Origin of the sequence: Corynebacterium sp. HMSC036D03 (assembly GCF_001836185.1) — a bacterium.
Lineage (GTDB): Bacteria > Actinomycetota > Actinomycetes > Mycobacteriales > Mycobacteriaceae > Corynebacterium > Corynebacterium simulans.
On sequence record NZ_KV827708.1, the window covers coordinates 18,411 to 39,342 of the forward strand.

Consider the following 20,932-nt stretch of genomic DNA (forward strand, 5'->3'; position numbering starts at 1 on the left):
ACCATCATGACTACTACAGCTATTGAGCTGCGTGAGATTGAGCAAACATTCGGCAATTTTCAGGCGCTGCGCGGGATTTCCATGAAACTGGTCCCTGGCACGGTCACGTGCGTGCTGGGCGATAACGGCGCCGGCAAGTCCACGCTGATAAAAATTTTGTCCGGCCTGAACACTCCAACAGGCGGGCAGCTGCTTGTCGACGACGCGCCCACCACCTTCTCTAACCCCCGCGACGCGTTGGACGCGGGCATTGCCACCGTCTATCAAGACTTGGCACTCGTGCCGCAGCTTTCGGTTTGGCGTAACTTCTTCTTAGGCCAAGAGCTCACGGGCCGTTTCGGCGGCCTGCAGGAGAATAAGATGCGCGCCATCGCCCGCGAGCAGCTGGCGCAGATGGGCGTGGAGCTGCCCGACATCGACGTCGAGTTGGAGGCGCTTTCCGGCGGGCAGCGCCAGGTGGTCGCGATTGCCCGCGCCATCTACTTCGGCGCGCGCTACATCGTGCTGGACGAGCCGACTGCGGCACTAGGCGTCAAGCAATCAGGCATGGTGCTGCGCTTTATCGCGGCGGCCAAGCAGCGCGGCATGGGCGTGGTCTTTATTACCCACAACCCGCAGCACGCTTACCTGGTGGGAGATCGCTTCGTGGTCTTGAACCTTGGCGAGGTGGCACTGAACGCTGACAAGGCCGACGCGAGCGTCGAAGAGCTGACGAAGTGGATGGCCGGTGGCGCAGAGATGGAAACCCTCAAGGCGGAGTTGGCCAGCTAGAATAAGCGGCCATGAGCCAAGCAACCTTCGCCGTGGGCACGGACCTCGTTTGTATCTCCGAGTTTGCCCAGCAGCTGGAGCTGCCAGGCACTCGCTTCGAGGGCGTCTTTAGCCCCACGGAGTTGCGCGTGGCAGCGACGAAGCCGAGTCCACAGCGCCGCGCTGAGCATTTGGCCGGACGCTGGGCGGCAAAGGAAGCCTTCATCAAAGCGTGGTCGCAGGCCCTCTATGGGCGCCCGCCGGTGCTTGCGGAAGATGAGGTGCGTTGGGCAGAAATTGAGGTCCAGCCCGATGCCTGGGGCAGGGTAGCTATCTCGCTTAAAGGCGCAATCCGCGAGCGCGCCGCAGCCAGCCTGGGCCAGTTTTTCACCTCGCTGAGCATTAGCCACGATGGTGATTACGCCACTGCGACGGTGCTGCTGCAGATTGCTTCAGCTGGTTAGCTCGTCGCTACAGCGAAGAGATAGGCGATGAGCATGCGCTTGATTTCGCGCACGACGTCATCAAAGCTCTCCGGCTCCCCTGAAGTCGCGTAATTGAGCATGGAGACCACCGTGTGCACCAAGAACCCAGAAAGCTCGATGCGTTCGTCATAGCTCATCTGCTGGGCAAGCGGCTCCAAGATATCCGCCAAGGGCTTGAGCATCTGCAGCTCGGTATCGGCGGCGGTAGCGCGGGTGGCAGGGGTGGATTGCACCGCATGCCAGACTGCCCGGCGCGAAGGATCCTCACGCCACATACGGGACAGATGGTCGATGAACTCGTCCAAGAAATCCGGCCACTGCAGGGCCGGGACATGCTCGGAGAAGCGGCGGATTTCCTCCAGGTTGCCCGCGGTATCTTGGCGGTCTAGTTCGCAGATGAGCACGTATTTATTGGCGAAGAACTGATACAGCGTGCCGATGGGAACCTCGGCGCGCCGGGAGACTTCGTCGAAGGTGAAGGACTCAAAGCCGACGTCGACAAGCACGCTTCGCGCAGCCTTGAGGATTCGATTGAACTTCTCGCGGCTGCGTGCTTGGGCGGGACGCCGGCGGGGAACCAGCAGCTCTGTGTCCTGCTTAGTGCTCATCTGTTTGTTTAGGAAAGACCCTTCATCACGCGAGCCACGTGGCCGGTGGCCTTGACGTTGTAGAGTGCCTGGACGATGGTGCCATCGGCCTCGACCAAGAAGGTGGAGCGGATAACGCCCTGGACTACCTTGCCGTAGTTCTTCTTCTCACCAAATGCGCCGTATGCGCTCATGACCTTTTTGTCAGGATCTGAAAGCAGCGGGAAGTTCAGCTCGTGGTCTGCGCGGAACTTGGCCAAGGCCTCCGGCTTATCAGGGGAGATGCCAACGACGGCAATGTCGAGACCATTGAGCTGCTCGAGAGCATCCCGGAAGTCACAAGCCTCCTTGGTACAACCCGGGGTATTGGCGCGCGGGTAGAAGTACACAAGCACGCGCTTTCCTGCGTAATCGCTAAGGCTGACGGAGTTGCCTTCGTCATCGCTCAAAGTAAAGGTGGGGGCGGTATCTCCGATTTCCAAACGCTTTGCTTCAGTCATGCCCTCAACCATACCGTGCACACCGGCGGGCAAACACTGTAGACTTATTCTTTGATTGACTCGGTGGAAGCTGAGCCATTAACGCCATTAATGCGAAAACAAATTCAGGAGTTACAACGTGGCACGCGACATTAACGACATTCAGCGCGACATCGAGCGCACCCGCCGCCAGCTGGCTAGCACCCTCGACGAGCTCGCGGATCGCAGCAAGCCGCAGAACTTGGTTGATGACGCAAAGGGCGCCGCAACCGAGAAGCTGCAGGACCGCAACGTACAGATGGCACTCGCCGGCGTTGGCGCAGCAGTAGCTGGCCTTATCGCTTTTTCTGTATTCCGTTCCAAGCGTCGCAAGAACGACCTGAAGGAACTGCAGCGCCTGCTCGCTGAGCGCCGCTAACTCGGCGCGGATTTAACCGCTTTAGCTGACCTTTGCCCCTGCCTCTAGCAGTTCGGCAAAGGTCTTTTTTGCGCGCTCTTCGCTCACCGGCGCGCAGTAATTTTCGAGAACGTTGACGCCAAAGCCCTCTTTTAATGCATCGAGAGCGGTGGCGCGCACGCAGTGATCGGTGGCAATCCCCACGATGTCGAGGCTCTTTGCGCCACGGTCGCGCAGCCACTGCGCGAGGCTTGCTCCGTCGTCGGTGCACTCGGCCTCAAAGCCGGAGTAGGCAGCGGTGTAGGCGCCTTTGTGGAAGTAGGCGTCGATGGGGGCGTCGGCAAGCGCAGCGTGCATGGCCGCACCCTGGCTGCCTGCAACGCAATGCACCGGCCAGGTATCGATGAAATCCGGCTCGGTGGCAAAGTGCCCCTCCGGCTCGATGTGCCAATCCTGCGTAGCCACGACGATGTCATACGGCGTTTCACGCACAAGCTTTGCGATGTCGCGGGCTACCGCATCGCCGCGACTTGTTGCGAGGGCGCCGCCGGGGCAGAAGTCATTTTGTACGTCCACAATCACAAGAACCTGAGGAGTGCTGTTCATGCGGGCTAGCATAGTCATCCGTAAGCTAGAGCGAGATGAAAACACCAATTCCTTTTTACTTACGGGAAATCCTTGACCATGTCCGTGATGATAAACGCGGAAAAGTAGCGGACTATATTCCAGAGCTTGCGGTTGCGAACCCGGATTACCTGGGCGCGGCGATGTGCACCACCACTGGCCATGTCTATTGGGCAGGTGATGCAGATATCGAGTTCACCATGCAGTCCATCTCTAAGCCTTTTGTGTATGCGCTTGCATTGCAGGAGCTGGGGCTGGAAGCGGTGCGCTCGATTGTGGGAATGGAGCCTTCCGGTGAGGCCTTCAATGAGTTGTCTTTGAACCGCGACGACCACCGCCCGGTCAACCCGATGATCAACGCGGGCGCAATTGCGGTCACGCAGCTCATCAACGGCGTGGACTCGGGCGTCGATGAACGTGTTGAGCGTATCCGCAGCTACATGTCTCGCCTGGCGGGTCATGAGCTGCATATTGACGAAAGCGTTTCCGGCTCTGAGCTTGAAAACGCGGAACGCAACCTCGCGCTCGCGCACATGCTGCGCAATTACAACATTATTGAGGATGAAGCCCACGATGCGGTGCTGACTTACACCCGGCAGTGCTCTATCCGCGTGACAGTCAAAGACCTCGCGGTGATGTCTGCGACGCTGGCTAACGGCGGCCGTCAACCGATAACCGATGACAAGATCCTAGATGCCGACGTTTGCCGCCTCACGCTGGCGCTGATGAGCTCGGCAGGTATGTACGACGGCGCGGGTCGCTGGATGGCGGAGGTCGGCATTCCGGCGAAGTCGGGCGTGGCAGGTGGCCTACTGGGTACGCTGCCGGGCCAGCTGGGTGTGGCTACCTTCTCGCCGCGTCTGAATGAGGAGGGCAATTCCGTGCGCGGTGTGGAAGCCTTCAAGCTTTTGTCTAAGGACATGGGGTTGCACCTGATGTCCACTGAGGAGCGCTATGGCGTGCAGCCAATCCGCCGCATCGTGGACGAAGATACCGCGACGGTTATCTACCTGCAGGGCGTGCTCAACTTCAACGCCGCGGAAACCGTCCTGCACGAGTTGGAGCGCTATGACCTGAGCACCGCCAAGGTGGTCTTGGAGCTTTCCAACGTCACCGCGACTAACCGCATGGGGCGCCGCATGTTGAAGGAGGGCCTGCGCCGCATCCGCGAGTCGGGCTTCGATATCGAGCTGGTGGACCCAGACCACGAGCTCGAGGACCTCAAGATGTCCGACGGCACCGAGGTTCCAGTTGGCGACCCGGAGGACTATCAGATTGCGGGCGAGCCAATCTAACGCTTTCTGTGGCGTGGTGCTGCCTCCTCCTGCGCCCGCAGTGGCAAATGGTGAGGTCGCCCCGCAGTCAATGGGGCGCGTGTTAACTGGTGGGGCTGGTGACGGCTGACCTCACCATCCTTTCCTCACCATTTGGAAAATCGACCTCACCATCTAGGTTGCCGGCTTTTGGAGTCCAGGCGGGTGGCCGATTCCGGCGAAGATTAAGGGCGCTTTCCGTGGGGCGAATCGAGCCGTTTCTAAAAAGGTAAAATCGCGCCGCTTCTGCTGATATAACTGTTTGCTGGCGGGGCTGCGGTGCCTCGGCTGAGGTGGCGGAATAAAAAATCTCGCGGCCTCCGTGAAAGGAAACCGCGAGATTCTGTGTTGTGCGCCATCAGGGACTTGAACCCCGAACCCACTGATTAAGAGTCAGTTGCTCTGCCAATTGAGCTAATGGCGCCTATGTTGTCTGGCTGGTTTGTTTGCCTGCCGTGCAACGAGAAATAACTTTAACACCCACTATTCAAAACTGTAAAATCGCCAGGCCATTGTGTGTTTTTAGGGTGTTTTATGATGGTTTATGGGGCTTCCAGATTCGCCGTCGAAGAAGGCGGGCGGGGAAGGGGTGTTCTTCTTATAACAATTGATTAACGCGTGAAGCGCCGTGTGGTGTTTTGAAGGTGTGCGATATACGCTAATTGAGAAATTCTGACCGTCTTATATGCACAAATTTTAAAGGGCCCAAGTGTTTAATTCCCTCCCTCTCGCTCGTCGTGTCCTTGCCACTACCGCTGTAGCCCTAACAGCCACTGTTGCGGCAGCGTGCACCATTGATTCTTCCGCTCAAGATAATGCCGCTGAACAAGCCGCGTCCGCTGATGGCAGTCAGGGTGGTGCAGAGCAATCGCAAGCGCCAAAGGCAAAGGATCTGCAGTTCTCCGTTAAAAACGGTGCGAAAGACGTCGATCCTTCCGAGCTCGTCACGGTAAAGACCGAGGGTAAGCTGAAGTCCGTCACCATGACCAATGAGCTTGGCGTTGAGGTTGCGGAAAAGCTTTCCTCTGACGCGAAGACCTGGTCCACCGATGAGGTTCTGGGCTATAACCACACCTACACAATCAAAGCCGCCGACGTTGATGGAAACGAAAAGACCATCACCTTCAGCACCCCGCAGGCGGCGGGTGTCTCTGAGGTTGCGCTTTCCCCGATTCCGGGCGCCGAAGTGGGCGTTGGTCAGGTCATCGGCGTGCGCTTTGGCAACTACGTCACCGACCGCAAGGCTGCCGAGGAAGCAATCACCGTCAAGACCACCCCAGAGGTTGAAGGCGCCTTCTACTGGATCAATGACCAGGAAGTGCGCTGGCGTCCGAAGGATTACTGGCAGCCAGGCACCAAGGTTGAGGTCAACGTTGATCTCTACGGCCGCAACTTGGGCGGCGGCATCTATGGCGGCGAGGACGCTTCCACCAACTTCACCATCGGTGACCGTGTGATTTCCCTGGTGGACAACGCCACCAAGACTATGAAGGTATTTGAGAACGGCCAACTGCTGCGCGAGATTCCGGTTTCCCTGGGCACCGATGGCCAGTGGGATACTCCGAATGGCCGCTACATCATCGGCGATGAGTACGAGTCGTTGGTCATGGACTCCAGCACCTTTGGCCTGACTGTCGACGCCGGCGGCTACCGCACCTCCGTCAATTACGCTACGCAGATGTCCTACTCCGGCATCTACGTTCACTCCGCACCGTGGTCCATCGGCGCACAGGGCGTCTACAACCAGTCCCACGGCTGCATCAACCTCTCCCCGGAGGCCGCGCAGTGGTTCCAGTCTGTGGTCAAGCGCGGCGACATCGTCCGCGTCTTCAACACTGGCGGTGCGCAGCTCAACCCATTCGATGGTTTGGGCGATTGGAACATGGACTGGGAGACTTGGTCCAAGGGCAATACCAACGCGAACGCTTAAAGCAGAGCTTCAAGCAGGATAAAAGGAGCTCAGCGGTGACGCCGTGGCGTCGCCGTGCATGCGTTTGAGCACGTTCTCGGCGGAAATTAGGCACATCGGCACGCCCACTCCGGGCACTGTCGTGGCACCAGCATAGTAAAGCCCGGCAACCTTGGAAGAGATGTTCTTTCCGCGCAGGAACGCAGACTGCGCTAGCGTGTGCGCCGGGCCGATCGAGCCGCCGCGCCACGCGTGATAGCGTTCTGCGAAATCCGCTGGGCCCAGCGTGCGGCGGATTACGATGCGTTCTTCCAAGTCTGCGATACCGGCCCAATCCCCAATCTGCTTTACGGCAGCGTCAGCAATGGCCTCCACGTGGGCAGAAGGACTATCGCGGTAGGCGTTGCCGTGTCCCAGCGCGGAATCAGCCGGCACTGGCACGAGCACGAAGAGATTCTCGTGACCTTCCGGCGCCACATCGGGGTCCGTTGCCGAAGTCTTGGAGATGTAGATGGAGTGCGAACAGTCCAGCGGACGGGCTGGCTCAGGGCCGTGATAGACCGCGCGGAAGTCCGGCGCCCAGTCCTTGCTAAACAACAACGTGTGGTGTGAAAGCTCCGGAAGCTTGCCCTTCACTCCGAGCAGCACCAGCACGGTTCCAAGCCCCGCATCGCGCCCAGCAAAGTACTTTTCCGGGTAGGTGCGCAGGCGTTGTGGGAGGAGCGTGTTCTCGGTGTGGTGAAGATCGGCGGCGGAAACCACGGCGTCGGCAAGCAGCTTTTGCGTGCCAGAGGCGTCGGTGATGCGCACGCCCGTCGCGCGCGGGGAGGCGCCCGCTGTGAGGATGCTGGTGACCTCCGCGCCCAAGCGGAACTGCACGCCGGCGAGCTGGGCCTGCTTGGCGATGGCGCGCACCACCGCATCGAAGCCACCCAGCGGGTAGCGCACGCCCTCGACCAAGTCCGTGTGGCTCATCAGCGAGTACAACGCCGGCGCCGCCGCGGGTTCGCTGGATAAGAACACCGCCGGATAGCTGAGCACCTGGCGTAGCCGGTAATCGCTAAAGGATTTCGCCACATGTTTGTCCAGGGTCCGGACAAGTAGCTGCGCCAGCATACCTAGCCGGGAGCGAACCGTGGAGCCTAAAAGCTCGCGGGGACTGCTGAAAGTGGTGTAGAGGAACTTCGATAGTGCCACGTTGTAGATGTCGCTGGCCTGGGCGAGGTAGGCGCGGATGCGGGCGCCGGCGCCGGGCTCGATGGACTCGAAGAGTTTGGCGGCTTTCTCAACGCCGGTCTCGACGTCGAGGAAGTCACCATCGTCGTTGTAGACGCGGTAGGCGGGGCTGAGATCGATAAGCTCGAGCTCTGCCTGCGTGGACGTGCCGCAGAGCTCAAAGAAGTGGTCGAATGCCTCTGGCATCAGGTACCAGGATGGGCCCGTATCCCAACGAAAGCCCGCTTCTGTCAGGCTGCCCGCGCGGCCGCCCACTTCTTCTAGTTTGTCCACCACGGTGACCTTCTTGCCATCGCGCGCAAGCAACGCTGCGGTGGCAAGGCCGGCGACGCCTGCCCCGATGACGATGACGGTCTCGGGCTGCCCGCTGGCGCGGATGGTGGAAAGTCGGGGCAGTTTCATCAGTTGCTCTTTCTTAAAGAACGCAAGGTGGCGCGGGTTAAAAGTGACAGCTTGCGTGGGGTGCTGACGCGGGTGCGTTGGGAAAAGACGGCGTCGGCAGGCAGTGCTGCAAGGTCGTTGGTCAAAGCCTCGAAAAGGTCAGTGGCGGCGGTGACACCTACACGCGCAGAGAATGGAAGCTTGCCGGTAACGGCGCGGGCAGTGGCGAGATCGCTGCGGATATCGGCGATGAGCAGGTCTTTGTCCTGCGTGCTCAATCCGCCGTGGCCTGCTCGCGGGAAGTAGCTGCGGCCAAGTTGTGCGGTATCCGCGCCGAGGTCGCGCAAAAAGTTGACCTTCTGAAAGGCGGCGCCGAGGCGCCGTGCACCCGTCTCGAGCTGGCTCAGCTCGGGGCCAGAAACTGGATGATCAACCAAGAAAGCAGACAGGCACAAAAGCCCAATGACCTCCGCGGAGCCGTAGATATAGGCCTCGAGATCTTCCTCGTCGGCGTAATCGCACTGGTGAAGGTCGCGGCGCATCGATGCGAAGAAGGCCCGGATGTGTTCATCTCTGAACCCGCAGCGTCTGGCGGAAATACCATAGGCATGCAGAACAGGATCAGTGTGAAAGCGTTGCGAAGGCGCGCGCAGAACCGCCTCTTCGTATGCATTGAGGGTCTGTTCGACTTCTGTTGTGTTAAGGCCCGCGGCGGTTGCGGCGCCGTCGACGATTTCATCCGCTATGCGAACCACGGCATAAAGATTGCGGATATCGGTGCGTGTGCGGGGAGCGAGCAGCTCGGAGGCAAAGGAAAAGCTCGTGGAATAGGCCGCGATGATTTGTGCTGCGGCTCTTTGGGCACTTTGGTCATAGCGTGGCAAAGGCTGAGTGGGGAAGCGAGAAATCCCAAACACAATTGGCCACCTTAATCCATGGGGCTAAAAAATAGCGCGAGAAAAGTATAGGGCCCTAACCTGAATAAATAACAGGTTAGGGCCCTCATCGGGGTGGCTGACGGGGCTCGAACCCGCGACACCCAGGATCACAACCTGGTGCTCTACCAGCTGAACTACAGCCACCATCGCTGCCTTAAAAGCAGCACGGATAAGATTAACTCACGCTGCGTAAATTACAAAAACGCCTGGTAATCGGCGGTAGTTGACGCTTTTGCTTCGGCTGCTTCCTCGGAAGAGGGGCCCTCGTCGGTGCGGAAGACGCTGCGGCGGTAGTAGTCCAACTCGCGGATGGACTCGATGATGTCCTGAAGCGCGCGGTGCGCCATGCCCTTGTCTGGCTGGTTGTAATAGGCGCGCGGGAACCAACGGCGGCTGAGCTCCTTGATGGTGGAAACGTCAATCATGCGGTAGTGCAGCGCTTCATCCAAGCGCGGCATGTAGGCGCGAATGAAGGTGCGGTCGGTGGCGATGGAGTTGCCTGCCAGGGGGGCGGGATGCTCGGGGTCGCAGTGCTCAGCGATGAGCGCCAGGACGGCATCTTCGGCTTCCCGCAGAGTGGTGGTGGATTCGCGGATTTCCTTATCCAGGCCGGAGTTGGCGTGCATGTTGGTGACAAAGTCATCCATCTCAGCGAGCTCCGCTTCCGTGGCATGGACCACTAGGTCGATTCCCTCACCAATGACGTTGAGGTTGCCATCAGTGATGATGGCGGCCACCTCCACGATGACGTGGCGCTTCGGGTCGAGCCCGGTCATCTCCAAGTCAATCCAGACGAGTCGGTCATTCTTCGGGGCGATGTCAGTCATGGGTTTAACCTTAGTCTTCCTAGAGCCGCGCTTGTCGACGCCTCCCTTCCCACCGTCTGATTTAATCCACCGGCGTGGAAGGTGTGGCGGGGGTAGGCAAAGGGGGTGTTTTGGTGCAGATAGTTCAGTTTTTCTAAATGGTTCGTCTTAGCGGTATTGACGGTCCTTGAGCTGTGCATTAAATTTCGGTCAACCGACAGGTAATGTGAAGAATTAGATTCTTCCAAAACATTTTCGTGATTATCCTCACAAAGTTTGATTGAAGTAGTGCATGATTCTTTATGTCACCTTTTATGTTAGAGCTCACAATTTTAGAAAGTAGGTTCCCTCATATGGCCGGGTTCTTGGATGCTCTCAACTCCCTCATTTGGTCCCCAGCACTCGTGTTCCTGTGCTTGGGCGCCGGTGTCTACTTCACGTTCGTGACCAAGGGATTGCAGATTCGCTGTATTCCCGACATGATTGCGCAGCTGAAGAACGGCGAGAAGTCAGACTCCGGTGTTTCTTCCTTCCAGTCCCTGATGATTTCCCTCGCCGGTCGCGTCGGCGTCGGCAACATTGCCGGTGTTGCCACGGCGATCGCCTTCGGTGGGCCAGGTGCTGTCTTCTGGATGTGGGCGGTGTCGCTGTTGGGGTCCGCTACCTCGTTCGTGGAATGTACTCTCGCCCAGGTTTACAAGGAAAAGGATCAGGACACTGGCGAGTACCGCGGTGGCCCGGCGTACTACATCGAAAAGGCTTACCGCCACACCTCTGTGGGCCCGTTCATGCTGGTCTACGGCATCATCTTCGCTGTCTCCATGATTCTGGCTACCAGCTACTTCCTCCCAGGCATCCAGGCCAACGGTGTGGCCGCTGCAGTGGAGAACGCCTGGGGCGTCAACGTCACCTGGTCCGCAGTCATCTTGGCTGGCGTCTTGGCCTTCATTATCATCGGTGGCGTCAAGCGTATCGCTAACTTCACCTCGCTCATCGTTCCATTCATGGCAGGCGCTTATATCATCATCGCGCTGAGCATCCTGTTCATAAACTTCGGCGACATTCCACACGTTTTTGGCCTCATCTTCAAGTCTGCATTTGACATGGAAGCAGGATTCGCGGGCATGCTGGGCTCTGCAATCATGTGGGGCGTAAAGCGCGGTATCTACTCCAACGAGGCAGGCCAGGGCACCGGCCCGCAGTCGGCAGCAGCTGCTGAGGTTTCCCACCCAGCAAAGCAGGGCTTCGTTCAAGCATTCGCCGTCTACGTCGATACCCTCTTCGTCTGCTCGGCCACCGCCTTCATCATCATCTCCACTGACATGTACAAGGTCTTCGAAGGCGAGTCCGAGGACGGCGCCGTTCGCTACGCCGGCTCCCTGCCTGACGGCGTTGAGGTCGGCCCAGGCTTCGTTCAATCCGGTATGGACTCGGTATTCAACGGTGTCGGCGCTTCCTTCGTGGCAATTGCTATCGCGTTTTTCGCCTTCACCACCGTTCTGGCTTACTACTACATGGCAGAGACTAACCTCACCTATTTCAACCGCTGGATCAAGAATGCTGGCGCACGGCGCGCGCTGGTGTGGGTCCTGCGCGTCCTCATCATCATCTCCGTCATCATTGGTGCCACCACCACCCCGGGCTCCGCGTGGGCATTGGGCGACATCGGAGTGGGCGCCACCGCATGGCTTAACATCATCGCCGTCCTCTTCCTCCAGGTCCCGGCACTCAAGTGCCTTAAGGACTACAGCGCGCAGAAGAAGGCTGGCAAGGATCCGGACTTCGACCCTGAAGCTCTGGGCATCAAGAACGCCGACTTCTGGGCAGAGCGCAAGAACGCTCGCTCTTCCTCTGCAGCCGAGTAAGGCACACCAAAAGCAGGCTCGCGGAAAGGGTGGGAGTGCCTTAGGCCATCTTTGAGTAGAAGCTGCCGATGAGCGGTGCGGCAATCGGGGTAGGGATGATTTGGCCAAGCGTATTCATGGCCTTCGACAGCGGGCCTGGTACCACGCGGCGTTGGTTGCGAGCCATAGCCACTAGGGTCTCTGCGGAGCAGGACTCGTAGGTGGTCCACAGGAAGTCAGGAACTACCTTATCTACGATGGACTGCTCCTCTTCCGGGATGACGGCATCGCGCACGGGGCCGGGGGCTAGCAAGGTGCAGCTGACGCCAGAGCCCTTGAGCTCGTAGTGCAACGCCTCGGTGAAAGCGTTGACGCCTGCCTTTGTAAATACATAGGTGGCGTTGTTCGGAATCGAGACGTTGCCCGCTGCAGAACCAACGTTGCAGATAGCGCCGGAGCGACGCGGCAGCATCTGGTCCAAAGCGGCGCGGGTCAGGCGGTGCACGGCCTTGCCGTTGAGATCGAATTGCTTGTTCTCATAGTCCCAGTCCTGGTCCATGAATTTGCCAAAGCTGGCGATGCCCGCGGAGTTGACGATGATGGAAATCTCTTTGCCAGCCATGAACTCGATGACGCGGTCGACGTCGGCTTCCTTTGCTAAGTCGGCGGCCAGAGCGATCGCATCGATCTCGTGCTTCGTCTTCAGCTCATCCGCGATGCGCTCGAGGACTTCCTGGCGGCGCGCCACCAAAATGACGTTATAACCGCGGGCGGCGAGATCGCGCGCAATCGCCTCGCCGATGCCCTGGCTAGCGCCCGTAAGCAGCGCATAGGAATTGCGGGTGGGTGCGGGAAGACCTGCGTTTTTAGCCATTGTGATTGTGTCCTTTCGCCGAAAAGAAGTTTTCAACCAGCGTAGACGAAAGCAAAACATCAGGGTGATTCTCGGGGGTTTACCTGATGCGTGTGGCCTGCTGAGAGGCTTTAATGGAAGGTACACACCAAGAAGAAAGGACAATCATGAATAACCGTTTGACCCGCTCGACCACAGATTGCTACATCGGAGGCGTGTGTGGCGGCATTGCTCAGACCTACAATCTGGATCCCACGTTGGTGCGCGTCCTCTTCGTTGTTGCCACTTTGGCAGGCTTTTCCGGTGTGCTGGCTTATCTCATCCTGTGGGTCGTGATGCCGGTAGGTAGCTAAGCCCTACTGCAGTGGCCCAAAGCCCATGAACCTATGCCAGGTTTCCCATTCATCGCGGAGCCTGGCGGCGTGGTGTGCGGGGCTGGCGACGTCGTCGATAAGCACCGCGTCCTGCATGCGCACTCCGTTGTCGAAGAACAACGCCGCGTGCCCGGAAGCGCCGTAGCGCACGACGGGAACGAGGTTGAGGCCGTCGAAGGAAAGATGCGCATTCGGGCGTACATCAAGGCCCGCGATGGCAGCAAGCGTCGGCGCCAGGTCCATCGGGGAGACTAGCTCTGGGCACGGCTCCACCAGCTTTTGATCAGTAACACCCGGCCACGACAGCGACATCGGCGAGGGCCCGCCGCTTAAGGAACACACAGCAAGGACGCTGTGCTTGGCGACGTCGCGCAACCGCGCCGGCTCCGCAGGCTCCTCGAGCAGTCGGAACACGGGCTGCTCAGCAGTACCGGGGGCCGAGTCGATGTCCTCGCTGATGAGGTAGCCGGCCTCGCGGAAGATATCGGTGATGCGGGTCGTGGCGCCGCGCTGCGGATACTGGCCGGTCAGAACCGAGTTGCGCGATTGTGCGTATTCCGGCGAAGGCGCCCATGCGTTGGTAAAACGCATGCCGATGAGCGCTTCTTCTGGGGCAGTGACGAAGGTGGCCAGCGTGATATCCATGCTTGTCATTTTAGGCGCGCTTACTAAGCCAGACCGATAAAACCAAAGAAAAGGCCACCAATCTGTGGAAGAAACTTCCCAGTGAAGTGGCCTTTTCGGCGGTGCCCCCAGCAGGACTCGAACCCGCGACACATGGGGTAGAAACCCACTGCTCTAATCCGCTGAGCTATGGAGGCTTAGGCTTTCATCTTAGACCAGCCAGCCTCGCGTACTAAAAGTAGGGCTTAGCGTCTTAGGCCTTGTCCGCTTCTGCCGAGTGGACGGACTTGTGAAGAAGGGTTTCTTCGCTCTCGCCGCCTACGGAAAGGATGAGATCTACCAGCTGGTTGGCGGCAGGGGAAAGGTCGCGTTCACGGCGGTAGATGAGCAAGGACTGCATCGGTGGGATGCCTTCTGCAATCTCGCGGAGGTGAATGCCGCGGTGGTTGAGCGCCTGTGCCGAGCTCGGGACAAGGCACACACCGATGCCGCCGGAAACCAGTGGGAGGCCGGTCTGGAGGGTAGAGATTTCTTGGACGCGGTTAGGGACGGCGTCCGGGTGCTTGGCAAAGACCTGGTCCAGCAGCTCTGGAAGGCCAACGAATTCAGGGTTGCGTGGAGGCAGGATCCACGTTTCTTCCGCGATGTCGTGAAGGGAAACAGGGTTGGGCAGGTGCTGGAGGCGATCCGGTACGGCGACGCGGAATTCCATCTCGCTGGCTACATGGACGTTCAGCTCGTTGTGGTAACGCTGGGCAAATGCGTGTGGGTCAGTCGAAGGCATCAGGCCTAGGTCGATGGAGCCTTCGAGGACGCGGCGCAGGGTTATGGTCGGTTCTGGATCGTCCAAGAAGATGTTGACCTCAGGGGCGCGATCCACCATGCGGTGAAGAACCTCTGGCATAAACAGCCAGTTGAACTCCGGCGCAGACGCGATAGAGACGCTGCCGGCGGCGCCGCTGGCGATCTCGGTGATGCGCTGTGCGGCGTCGCTAAGCAGGGTGTCCATCTTCGCGGCGATGGAATAGAGGTAGTCGCCGGCTTCGGTGGTCTTAACACCGGCGCGGCCGCGGGTCAGGAGTTGAACGTCAAGCTCCTTTTCGAGCTTACGAATAGAGAGACTTAGAGAAGGCTGAGTCATATCTAGAGCTTCAGCCGCATGAGTGAAAGATCCGTAGTCCACTACGGAACGAAAGTAGAGTAGCTGGCGTGAATCCATAACGAATAATTATGCCAGAACTTAAAAGATTATTCGTTTTAGGTAAGAAGACGGTTTGGGCGGTAGACTGCGCCTATGGAAAAACGGGAAGAAACTGCCAGCTCAGCGGCTCGCGCGGCTTCGACAACGGATTCGCCGGCGCAGGGCGCTGCCTCCAAGAACACAGTTTTCAAAGGTGGAAAGCGTGTCGCCAAAGGTGCTACAACGGTCTATCTCGCGGCTCTTATCGTTGCTGGGCTGGTTGCTGGCGTTATTTCCCTGTTCTTTCTGGCGGAGTCGCTCGCGGCATTGGGCATTCCCGATCCGGGGCGTTTGACCACATTTGGCCTGCCATTTTTCCGCGGCGTCGCCTGGATTTTAATGGCGCTGTCGGTGGGCTCGTACATGGTTTCAGCGTTTCTCGTTGCGCCGCAAATTCCTAAGAAAGACAATGATCGTCTCATTGAGTCGCGCTTAAGCGTCGATGGACACATCACCGCCCGCACCGGCGCCCTGGCGGCTTTTGGCGTGGCAGTGGTATCTCTGCTGGAAGTGCCGCTGGTTATGTCCGATCTGACGGGCACGCCTTTCCTCAAAGTCCTCAACCCGCAGCTGATGAGCATGGCGATGGATAGCATTTCCACCTCCCAGGCCTGGTTGGTCACAGCCGCCCTCGCGGTTGTTGCCGGCGTGCTGGGCCTGGTTTCGAAGACATGGTCCCTGCAGCCCATTGCGTTTTTCTTCGCACTCATGCAGATTGTGCCCCTCGGCATGGAAGGTCACTCTGCTTCCGGCGGCGACCATGATTACGGCACGAACTCCCTGCTTTTCCACCTCTTCTTCATGGTGCTTTGGGTGGGCGGATTGCTGGGGCTTATAGCTCATAGTCGCCGTCTGGGGCCAGGCATGCCTACGGCCGTGCGCCGCTACTCGGTGGTTGCTTTCATCTCCATCGTGGCTATGGCCGCCTCTGGCGTGATTAATGCGCTCATCCGCGTTGAGCTAGCAGACCTGTTTAGCACCCGCTATGGCCTCATCATCGTCGCCAAGGCGGTACTTACTGTCCTGCTTGCCGTCTTTGGACTAGCGCATCGCCAGATCACCATGCCGCAGCTGGAAAGCCGTCCGCTGCTTTTCCGCCGCGTCGCATTCGTGGAGATCCTCGTGATGGCCGCCACCGTGGGCGTGGCTATTTCCATGGGCCGCACGCCACCCCCGCCGCCGCGCGATCCGAACCTGAACAACATGCAGGTGCTCTTGGGCTACGAGCTTCTCGACGCCCCGACGGTGACCAATGTCTGGACCATGTACCGCTACGACCTCATGTTTGGCACTTTGGGGCTCGTGCTTGCTGCCGCTTATGGTTACGCGCTGCTGCGCTTGCGCCGCCGCGGCCTTAACTGGTCGCGGGTCCGAACCACCTGGTTTATGCTGGGCGCCTTAGGCTTGACCTTCATCATGAGCTCGGGCATCGGCCTTTATATCCCGGCGCTTTATTCCATGCACATGCTGGGGCATATGCTCCTTTCCATGGCGGTTCCGCTCTTCCTCGTGCTCGGCGCACCGCTGACCTTGGTGATGGAGGCCTTTGAGCCCGGCGCGCCGGGGCGTCCCACTGTCCATGACCTGGCGGTGGCGGTAACTAAGTCGAAGCTTTTGAAGTTTCTTACCCATCCGGCGGTCAATCTGATTCAGTTCCTGACCTTTTTGTACGTGCTCTACCTTTATCCGGAGCTGTATCAGTTCGCGGTTTCTGAGCATGCCGGCCACGTAATCATGAACTGGGTCTTCTTGGCCTCGGGCTATATCTATTACTGGGAGGTTATCGGCCCGGATCCGTTGCCGTTCCGCGCGCCGACTAACCTGCGCCTTCTGGTGTTGTTCTTCTCGATGCCGCTGCACCTTTTCGCCGGCGTCTACTTGATGCAGCTGCAGAGCGTGCTCGGCGTGGAGTTTTATGAGTCGCTGGGGCTGCCGTGGCACCCGGACTTGCTGCAGGATCAGCGCGTGGGCGGCGGCATCGCGTGGGGCTTTGGCCAGTTCCCGTTGGTCATCGTCTTTGGCAAACTCTTTTTGGACTGGCTGCGCGATGACCGTGCTACCGCTCGCCGCCACGATGCAAAGGCAGAGGTCGACGGCGATGCGGAGTTGGAGGATTACAACGAAATGTTGCGCCGCATGAGTGAGGGCGACGCCACTGGATTCCGGCAGCAGTAATCGTTGCAGTAGAGCCGGTTATTTTTCTGAGCGAAGTTCTTTTTGTGGATAGATCCCCTGCCGTTTCGGGCAGGGGATTAACTTTTGTTGACGCTTCCAATAAGTTATCCACAGCTAGGAAAATCGGCCCTTGTGGCAGTGCTAGGGCGCTAGCGATGATTCGAGCAAGGAAGGTATTTACACGACCTTCTTAAAACACCGCGAGGCAGGAAGACCTGCACTCACAAGTTTCGCTAGCTCAGCAAAGGATTTTCTAAAGCACATGTCTCAGCTACCAATCACCATCACCGGCCATCTCACGCACGAACCCGAGCTCATCAAAGTCAACACCGACATGTACAAGGCGCGCCTGCGCGTGGCATCCTCCCGCCGCATCCCGGTGGATAACGCGGACAACGGAGTCCGCGAGTGGCGCGATACCGACCTCATCTACATCGACGTGGAGCTGTGGGGTCAGTTCGCGATCAACGTTAAGAAGTCATTGCACCGCGGAATGCCGGTCATCGTGGTCGGCTCGGTCTGCTCCGATTCCTGGCTGGCGCCCGATGGCCAGAATAAGTTCCGCACCTTTATCAAGGCTTTCTATGTCGGCCTAGACCTAAACCGCTACGTTATCTCCTCCCGCAAGCTCGAGCGCGTCTATGAAACCGACGGATTGGAGGCACCTGCTTCGGGCGAGACGATGCCGGAAGTCGATGTGGACAGGACGGCGTCGATGGCCGCAGGTGCCCGCGCCCAAGACCATGACGATAAGCACGACACCGCAGCCGACCGCCGTCAAGCTGCGCATAGTAAGGCGAATGCAGCCGAGGAGGCACTCGAGGAGGCCGAGGCGCCCGCCGAACAATCGGTAGGCAGCTAACACCGCCTCGTGGGTGCCTGCGACCTGGGCGCCTCGGGGAGGTGCAAAGCGGGGGATTGAAATCCCACGTTAATCTCAGCCCGAGGCGCTAGGTACATCCATGTCATGTACTCTTTGTTGTGTTATAAACCATTCCCAAGTTCAAGCAAAGGGTGAAACATGGGCGAATTCATCTACACGATGAAAAACGTGCGTAAGGCAGTCGGCGAGAAGCTCATTCTCGACAATGTAACGATGGCCTTCTACCCAGGCGCCAAGATTGGCGTCGTCGGCCCGAATGGTGCAGGTAAGTCCTCCATTCTGAAGATTATGGCCGGCATTGATCAGCCTTCCAATGGTGAAGCATTCATCGACCCGGGCAAGACCGTGGGCATCCTCTTGCAGGAGCCACCGCTCAACGAGGAAAAGACCGTCCGCGGCAACGTGGAAGAGGGCCTCGGTGACATCTTCGAGAAGAAGCAGCGCTTCGAGGCCATCGCGGAAGAGATGGCTACCAACTACACCGACGAGCTCATGGAAGAAATGGGCAAGCTGCAGGAGGAGCTGGACGCTGCCGACGCCTGGGAGGTCGACTCCAAGATCGAGCAGGCGATGGAAGCACTGCGCTGCCCGCCTTCTGACGCCCCGGTAAACAACCTTTCTGGTGGTGAGCGTCGCCGCGTTGCGCTGGCGAAGCTGCTGCTTTCAGAGCCTGACCTGTTGCTGCTCGACGAGCCAACCAACCACCTGGACGCCGAGTCCGTGGAGTGGCTGGAAAAGCACCTTGCTGACTACCCGGGCGCCGTTCTGGCCGTTACTCACGACCGTTACTTCCTCGACCACGTCGCGGGTTGGATCTGTGAGGTTGACCGCGGCAAGCTCTATCCATACGAGGGCAACTACTCCACCTACCTGGAGAAAAAGGCAGAGCGTCTCGAGGTTGCTGGCGCCAAGGACAAGAAGCTGCAGAAGCGCCTGAAGGAAGAGCTCGCCTGGGTTCGTTCCGGCGCAAAGGCACGTCAGGCAAAGAACAAGGCTCGTCTCCAGCGCTACGAGGAGATGGCTGCTGAGGCTGAGCAGTACCGCAAGCTCGACTTCGAAGAAATCCAGATTCCTACCCCTCCACGCCTGGGCAACAAGGTCGTTGAGGTCAAGAACCTGGTCAAGGGCTTCGATGGTCGCACCCTGATCAAGGATCTCTCCTTCACCCTGCCTCGTAACGGCATCGTGGGCGTCATCGGCCCGAACGGCGTCGGTAAGTCCACCCTGTTCAAGACCATCGTTGGCCTGGAGCAGCCGGACGAGGGCACCGTCGAGGTTGGCGAGACCGTCAAACTGTCCTACGTTGACCAGGGCCGCGAGAACATTGACCCAGAGGCAACCGTCTGGGAGGTCGTTTCTGACGGATTGGATTACATCCACGTCGGCCAGAACGAAATGCCTTCTCGTGCATACCTGTCCGCATTCGGCTTCAAGGGCCCGGACCAACAGAAGCCTTCCAAGGTGCTCTCCGGTGGTGAGCGCAACCGCCTGAACCTGGCGCTGACCCTAAAAGAGGGCGGTAACCTGATCCTCCTCGACGAGCCAACCAACGACCTGGACGTCGAGACCCTGGGCTCCCTGGAAAACGCTCTAGAGAAGTTCCCGGGCTGTGCAGTGGTCATTTCCCACGACCGCTGGTTCCTGGACCGCACCTGTACCCACATCCTCGCGTGGGAGGGCAACGTTGCAGAAGGCCAGTGGTTCTGGTTCGAGGGCAACTTCGGTGACTATGAAAAGAACAAGATCGAGCGCCTCGGTGAAGACGCTGCTCGCCCGAGCCGTGTTACCCACCGCAAGCTGACCCGATAAGAGTGACTACTAGCTAGTAAAAGGAATCAATGTCTTCTGAAAAGGTGCACGCCCATTCTGTAGGCGTACGGTGGTCGGACTTCGACATGTACGGCCACATGATGAACGCCAACTATATCGAGTTGGCGCAGGAGGCCCGCCTGGCATTTGCCATGGACCATTTCTACAAGCAGGGTTTGGAACTCATTGCGTTCGTGCGTCATCTCGACGTCGACTATGTTCGCCCGCTGAAGTGGGATGGAAAGAATTCCACCGTCACCGTAGAGACTGCTGTAGTACGCCTAGGCAATACCTCGTTTACCACCCGGCAGGAAATCAAAGACGGTGCTGGCAACGTAACTTGCGTGGTCACCTGCACCCAGGTGGTCATCGATAAGGTAACGCAGGCGCCGCGTCCCGTCTCCGAGGAAGAAAAGAAAATCATCACGGAGAATGCTTTGGTTAAGCTGGACGCATAGCGCGAGCCAAATCCGGCTCGATGCGTGAGCAGTTTGTCTAGGAGGGCCCGCAGACCATGGTTCATGAATTACTCGAATTATTAAGTGGTGGACCTGGTTTGCGGGCCCTTCTCGCACGTGCGGTGGGGTTGGATGCTTCGGCAGTGGTGCGCTTGCGTCAATTCGACGCCCAGACCGTCGAGGCTTTCGTTACCACTCCGTTCGAGGTCGTCGCCGCCCGCCGCATAGAGGCCGTTGTGTCCCGCGATGGGGCAGTGGTTTCCGCGCAGACCCTGCATGATGCGCTTGTGCTCGCCGGGATTGAGTCTGCGACGCTGGACTTAGGCCCAGCCCGCGATCCTTCTTGGCCCGGTGCGCTGCCGCCAGCCACGGGCTTTCAGCTTATCGACACCCTGCCCGTCGAGGTGGTCCGTGAGCTCTCGGATAAAGGCCAACAGTTAGCGCGCCAGTTCTCTGGCCCAATGGGCCCGCCCGCCAGCTTGCTGAACCAGACCGTGGTCACGGTTAGCGGTGGTGCGGAGCAAGAGGTTGAGATACCCATGCGGATGATCTTTGCCTGCACGAGCCTAGGCCTAATTCCCGGTTTTGCTGCGCCCATGGATATCCCACGCCACCTGCGTGTCTCCGGCCTCGGTCGGTGGGTACGCGTCGACGCACCCTTCGGTAGCGTTTATCGCTCGACGCGCTTGTCCCTCTTCTAACTCGCTACAAAAACACCGCTCCGTGGTAAAAATCACACTCGAAATCATTTGTGTTGTGCGTTACTC

General features: G+C 58.9%; 21 protein-coding genes and 3 tRNA genes. 12 read left to right on the forward strand and 12 right to left on the reverse strand.

Translation table 11 applies throughout. The features are described 5' to 3' along the window. Positions 1 to 6: 6 nt before the first annotated feature. Together HMPREF2692_RS00075 and HMPREF2692_RS00080 are read left to right on the forward strand one after the other, a co-directional pair. Complete coding sequence (locus HMPREF2692_RS00075; RefSeq protein WP_061924336.1) at positions 7 to 771, forward strand: ATP-binding cassette domain-containing protein; 765 nt, start codon at positions 7 to 9, stop codon at positions 769 to 771. Positions 772 to 782: 11 nt separating this feature from the next. Beyond that, on the forward strand, positions 783 to 1,214 hold the full coding sequence (locus HMPREF2692_RS00080; RefSeq protein ID WP_061924333.1) for a holo-ACP synthase AcpS: 432 nt from the start codon (positions 783 to 785) through the stop codon (positions 1,212 to 1,214). Here HMPREF2692_RS00080 and HMPREF2692_RS00085 read toward each other — a convergent pair. Beyond that, complete coding sequence (locus tag HMPREF2692_RS00085) at positions 1,211 to 1,843, reverse strand: TetR/AcrR family transcriptional regulator (RefSeq protein ID WP_062043479.1); 633 nt, start codon at positions 1,841 to 1,843, stop codon at positions 1,211 to 1,213. The genes HMPREF2692_RS00080 and HMPREF2692_RS00085 overlap by 4 nt on opposite strands. An 8-nt stretch (positions 1,844 to 1,851) precedes the next feature. Next, a complete protein-coding gene (gene bcp, locus HMPREF2692_RS00090) occupies positions 1,852 to 2,322 on the reverse strand; it encodes a thioredoxin-dependent thiol peroxidase (protein ID WP_070822395.1) in 471 nt (156 codons plus the stop codon). A 118-nt stretch (positions 2,323 to 2,440) separates the two neighbouring features. On the opposite strand from bcp, the gene HMPREF2692_RS00095 reads away from it, so the two are divergent. Next, positions 2,441 to 2,719 (forward strand): DUF3618 domain-containing protein, encoded by a 279-nt coding sequence (locus tag HMPREF2692_RS00095; protein WP_061924326.1) that lies wholly within the window; start codon positions 2,441 to 2,443, stop codon positions 2,717 to 2,719. Between the two features lie 21 nt (positions 2,720 to 2,740). Here the strand turns inward: HMPREF2692_RS00095 and HMPREF2692_RS00100 are convergent, their stop codons facing one another. Then, a complete protein-coding gene (locus tag HMPREF2692_RS00100) occupies positions 2,741 to 3,304 on the reverse strand; it encodes an isochorismatase family protein (protein ID WP_070822397.1) in 564 nt (187 codons plus the stop codon). A 35-nt stretch (positions 3,305 to 3,339) separates the two neighbouring features. On the opposite strand from HMPREF2692_RS00100, the gene HMPREF2692_RS00105 reads away from it, so the two are divergent. Further along, complete coding sequence (locus tag HMPREF2692_RS00105; protein WP_061924324.1) at positions 3,340 to 4,617, forward strand: glutaminase; 1,278 nt, start codon at positions 3,340 to 3,342, stop codon at positions 4,615 to 4,617. 369 nt (positions 4,618 to 4,986) lie between these two features. Here HMPREF2692_RS00105 and HMPREF2692_RS00110 read toward each other — a convergent pair. Further along, positions 4,987 to 5,059: transfer RNA gene (locus tag HMPREF2692_RS00110), tRNA-Lys, on the reverse strand. A gap of 285 nt (positions 5,060 to 5,344) precedes the next feature. Here HMPREF2692_RS00110 and HMPREF2692_RS00115 point away from each other — a divergent pair. Continuing rightward, entirely contained in the window at positions 5,345 to 6,565 is a 1,221-nt protein-coding gene (locus tag HMPREF2692_RS00115) for a L,D-transpeptidase (protein ID WP_070822364.1), read from the forward strand. Positions 6,566 to 6,574: 9 nt separating this feature from the next. Here the strand turns inward: HMPREF2692_RS00115 and crtI are convergent, their stop codons facing one another. The 4 genes from crtI to orn form a co-directional block, all read right to left on the reverse strand. Further along, positions 6,575 to 8,182: a phytoene desaturase family protein gene (crtI, locus tag HMPREF2692_RS00120; RefSeq protein WP_070822366.1), complete on the reverse strand. Its 1,608-nt coding sequence runs from the start codon at positions 8,180 to 8,182 to the stop codon at positions 6,575 to 6,577. Beyond that, positions 8,182 to 9,078 (reverse strand): phytoene/squalene synthase family protein, encoded by an 897-nt coding sequence (locus HMPREF2692_RS00125; RefSeq protein ID WP_235591076.1) that lies wholly within the window; start codon positions 9,076 to 9,078, stop codon positions 8,182 to 8,184. Before HMPREF2692_RS00125 ends, crtI begins: the two co-directional genes overlap by 1 nt. 92 nt (positions 9,079 to 9,170) lie before the next feature. Then, positions 9,171 to 9,243, reverse strand: a tRNA-His gene (locus tag HMPREF2692_RS00130). Positions 9,244 to 9,293: 50 nt separating this feature from the next. Continuing rightward, positions 9,294 to 9,926 carry an oligoribonuclease gene (gene orn, locus HMPREF2692_RS00135; protein WP_062043487.1) on the reverse strand — a complete coding sequence of 211 codons (633 nt, stop codon included), beginning with the start codon at positions 9,924 to 9,926 and terminating at the stop codon, positions 9,294 to 9,296. 332 nt (positions 9,927 to 10,258) lie between these two features. Here orn and HMPREF2692_RS00140 point away from each other — a divergent pair, with 332 nt between their 5' ends. After that, a complete protein-coding gene (locus HMPREF2692_RS00140) occupies positions 10,259 to 11,770 on the forward strand; it encodes an alanine/glycine:cation symporter family protein (protein WP_070822368.1) in 1,512 nt (503 codons plus the stop codon). A 40-nt stretch (positions 11,771 to 11,810) separates the two neighbouring features. Here the strand turns inward: HMPREF2692_RS00140 and cmrA are convergent, their stop codons facing one another. After that, on the reverse strand, positions 11,811 to 12,623 hold the full coding sequence (gene cmrA, locus HMPREF2692_RS00145) for a mycolate reductase (RefSeq protein ID WP_062043491.1): 813 nt from the start codon (positions 12,621 to 12,623) through the stop codon (positions 11,811 to 11,813). Between the two features lie 146 nt (positions 12,624 to 12,769). On the opposite strand from cmrA, the gene HMPREF2692_RS00150 reads away from it, so the two are divergent. Further along, positions 12,770 to 12,955 carry a PspC domain-containing protein gene (locus tag HMPREF2692_RS00150; protein ID WP_062043494.1) on the forward strand — a complete coding sequence of 62 codons (186 nt, stop codon included), beginning with the start codon at positions 12,770 to 12,772 and terminating at the stop codon, positions 12,953 to 12,955. 3 nt (positions 12,956 to 12,958) lie between these two features. Here the strand turns inward: HMPREF2692_RS00150 and HMPREF2692_RS00155 are convergent, their stop codons facing one another. From HMPREF2692_RS00155 to HMPREF2692_RS00165, 3 genes are all read right to left on the reverse strand, one after another. After that, positions 12,959 to 13,621: a hypothetical protein gene (locus HMPREF2692_RS00155; RefSeq protein WP_061924293.1), complete on the reverse strand. Its 663-nt coding sequence runs from the start codon at positions 13,619 to 13,621 to the stop codon at positions 12,959 to 12,961. Between the two features lie 102 nt (positions 13,622 to 13,723). Further along, positions 13,724 to 13,797 (reverse strand) — tRNA-Arg (locus HMPREF2692_RS00160). Between the two features lie 56 nt (positions 13,798 to 13,853). Then, positions 13,854 to 14,819 carry a LysR family transcriptional regulator gene (locus HMPREF2692_RS00165; RefSeq protein ID WP_062043497.1) on the reverse strand — a complete coding sequence of 322 codons (966 nt, stop codon included), beginning with the start codon at positions 14,817 to 14,819 and terminating at the stop codon, positions 13,854 to 13,856. A 75-nt stretch (positions 14,820 to 14,894) separates the two neighbouring features. Between HMPREF2692_RS00165 and HMPREF2692_RS00170 the strand changes: the two genes are divergently transcribed. The 5 genes from HMPREF2692_RS00170 to HMPREF2692_RS00190 all read left to right on the forward strand — a co-directional run bounded on the left by HMPREF2692_RS00170 (position 14,895) and on the right by HMPREF2692_RS00190 (position 20,866). After that, complete coding sequence (locus tag HMPREF2692_RS00170; protein WP_070822370.1) at positions 14,895 to 17,015, forward strand: bifunctional copper resistance protein CopD/cytochrome c oxidase assembly protein; 2,121 nt, start codon at positions 14,895 to 14,897, stop codon at positions 17,013 to 17,015. A gap of 262 nt (positions 17,016 to 17,277) precedes the next feature. Further along, positions 17,278 to 17,877 carry a single-stranded DNA-binding protein gene (locus tag HMPREF2692_RS00175; protein ID WP_062043503.1) on the forward strand — a complete coding sequence of 200 codons (600 nt, stop codon included), beginning with the start codon at positions 17,278 to 17,280 and terminating at the stop codon, positions 17,875 to 17,877. Positions 17,878 to 18,036: 159 nt separating this feature from the next. After that, complete coding sequence (gene ettA, locus HMPREF2692_RS00180; RefSeq protein ID WP_061924239.1) at positions 18,037 to 19,707, forward strand: energy-dependent translational throttle protein EttA; 1,671 nt, start codon at positions 18,037 to 18,039, stop codon at positions 19,705 to 19,707. Between the two features lie 29 nt (positions 19,708 to 19,736). Further along, positions 19,737 to 20,165, forward strand: a complete 429-nt coding sequence (locus HMPREF2692_RS00185) for an acyl-CoA thioesterase (RefSeq protein ID WP_061924236.1) — start codon at positions 19,737 to 19,739, stop codon at positions 20,163 to 20,165. Between the two features lie 56 nt (positions 20,166 to 20,221). Continuing rightward, entirely contained in the window at positions 20,222 to 20,866 is a 645-nt protein-coding gene (locus HMPREF2692_RS00190; protein ID WP_061924233.1) for a DUF8185 domain-containing protein, read from the forward strand. Positions 20,867 to 20,932 lie beyond the last annotated feature (66 nt).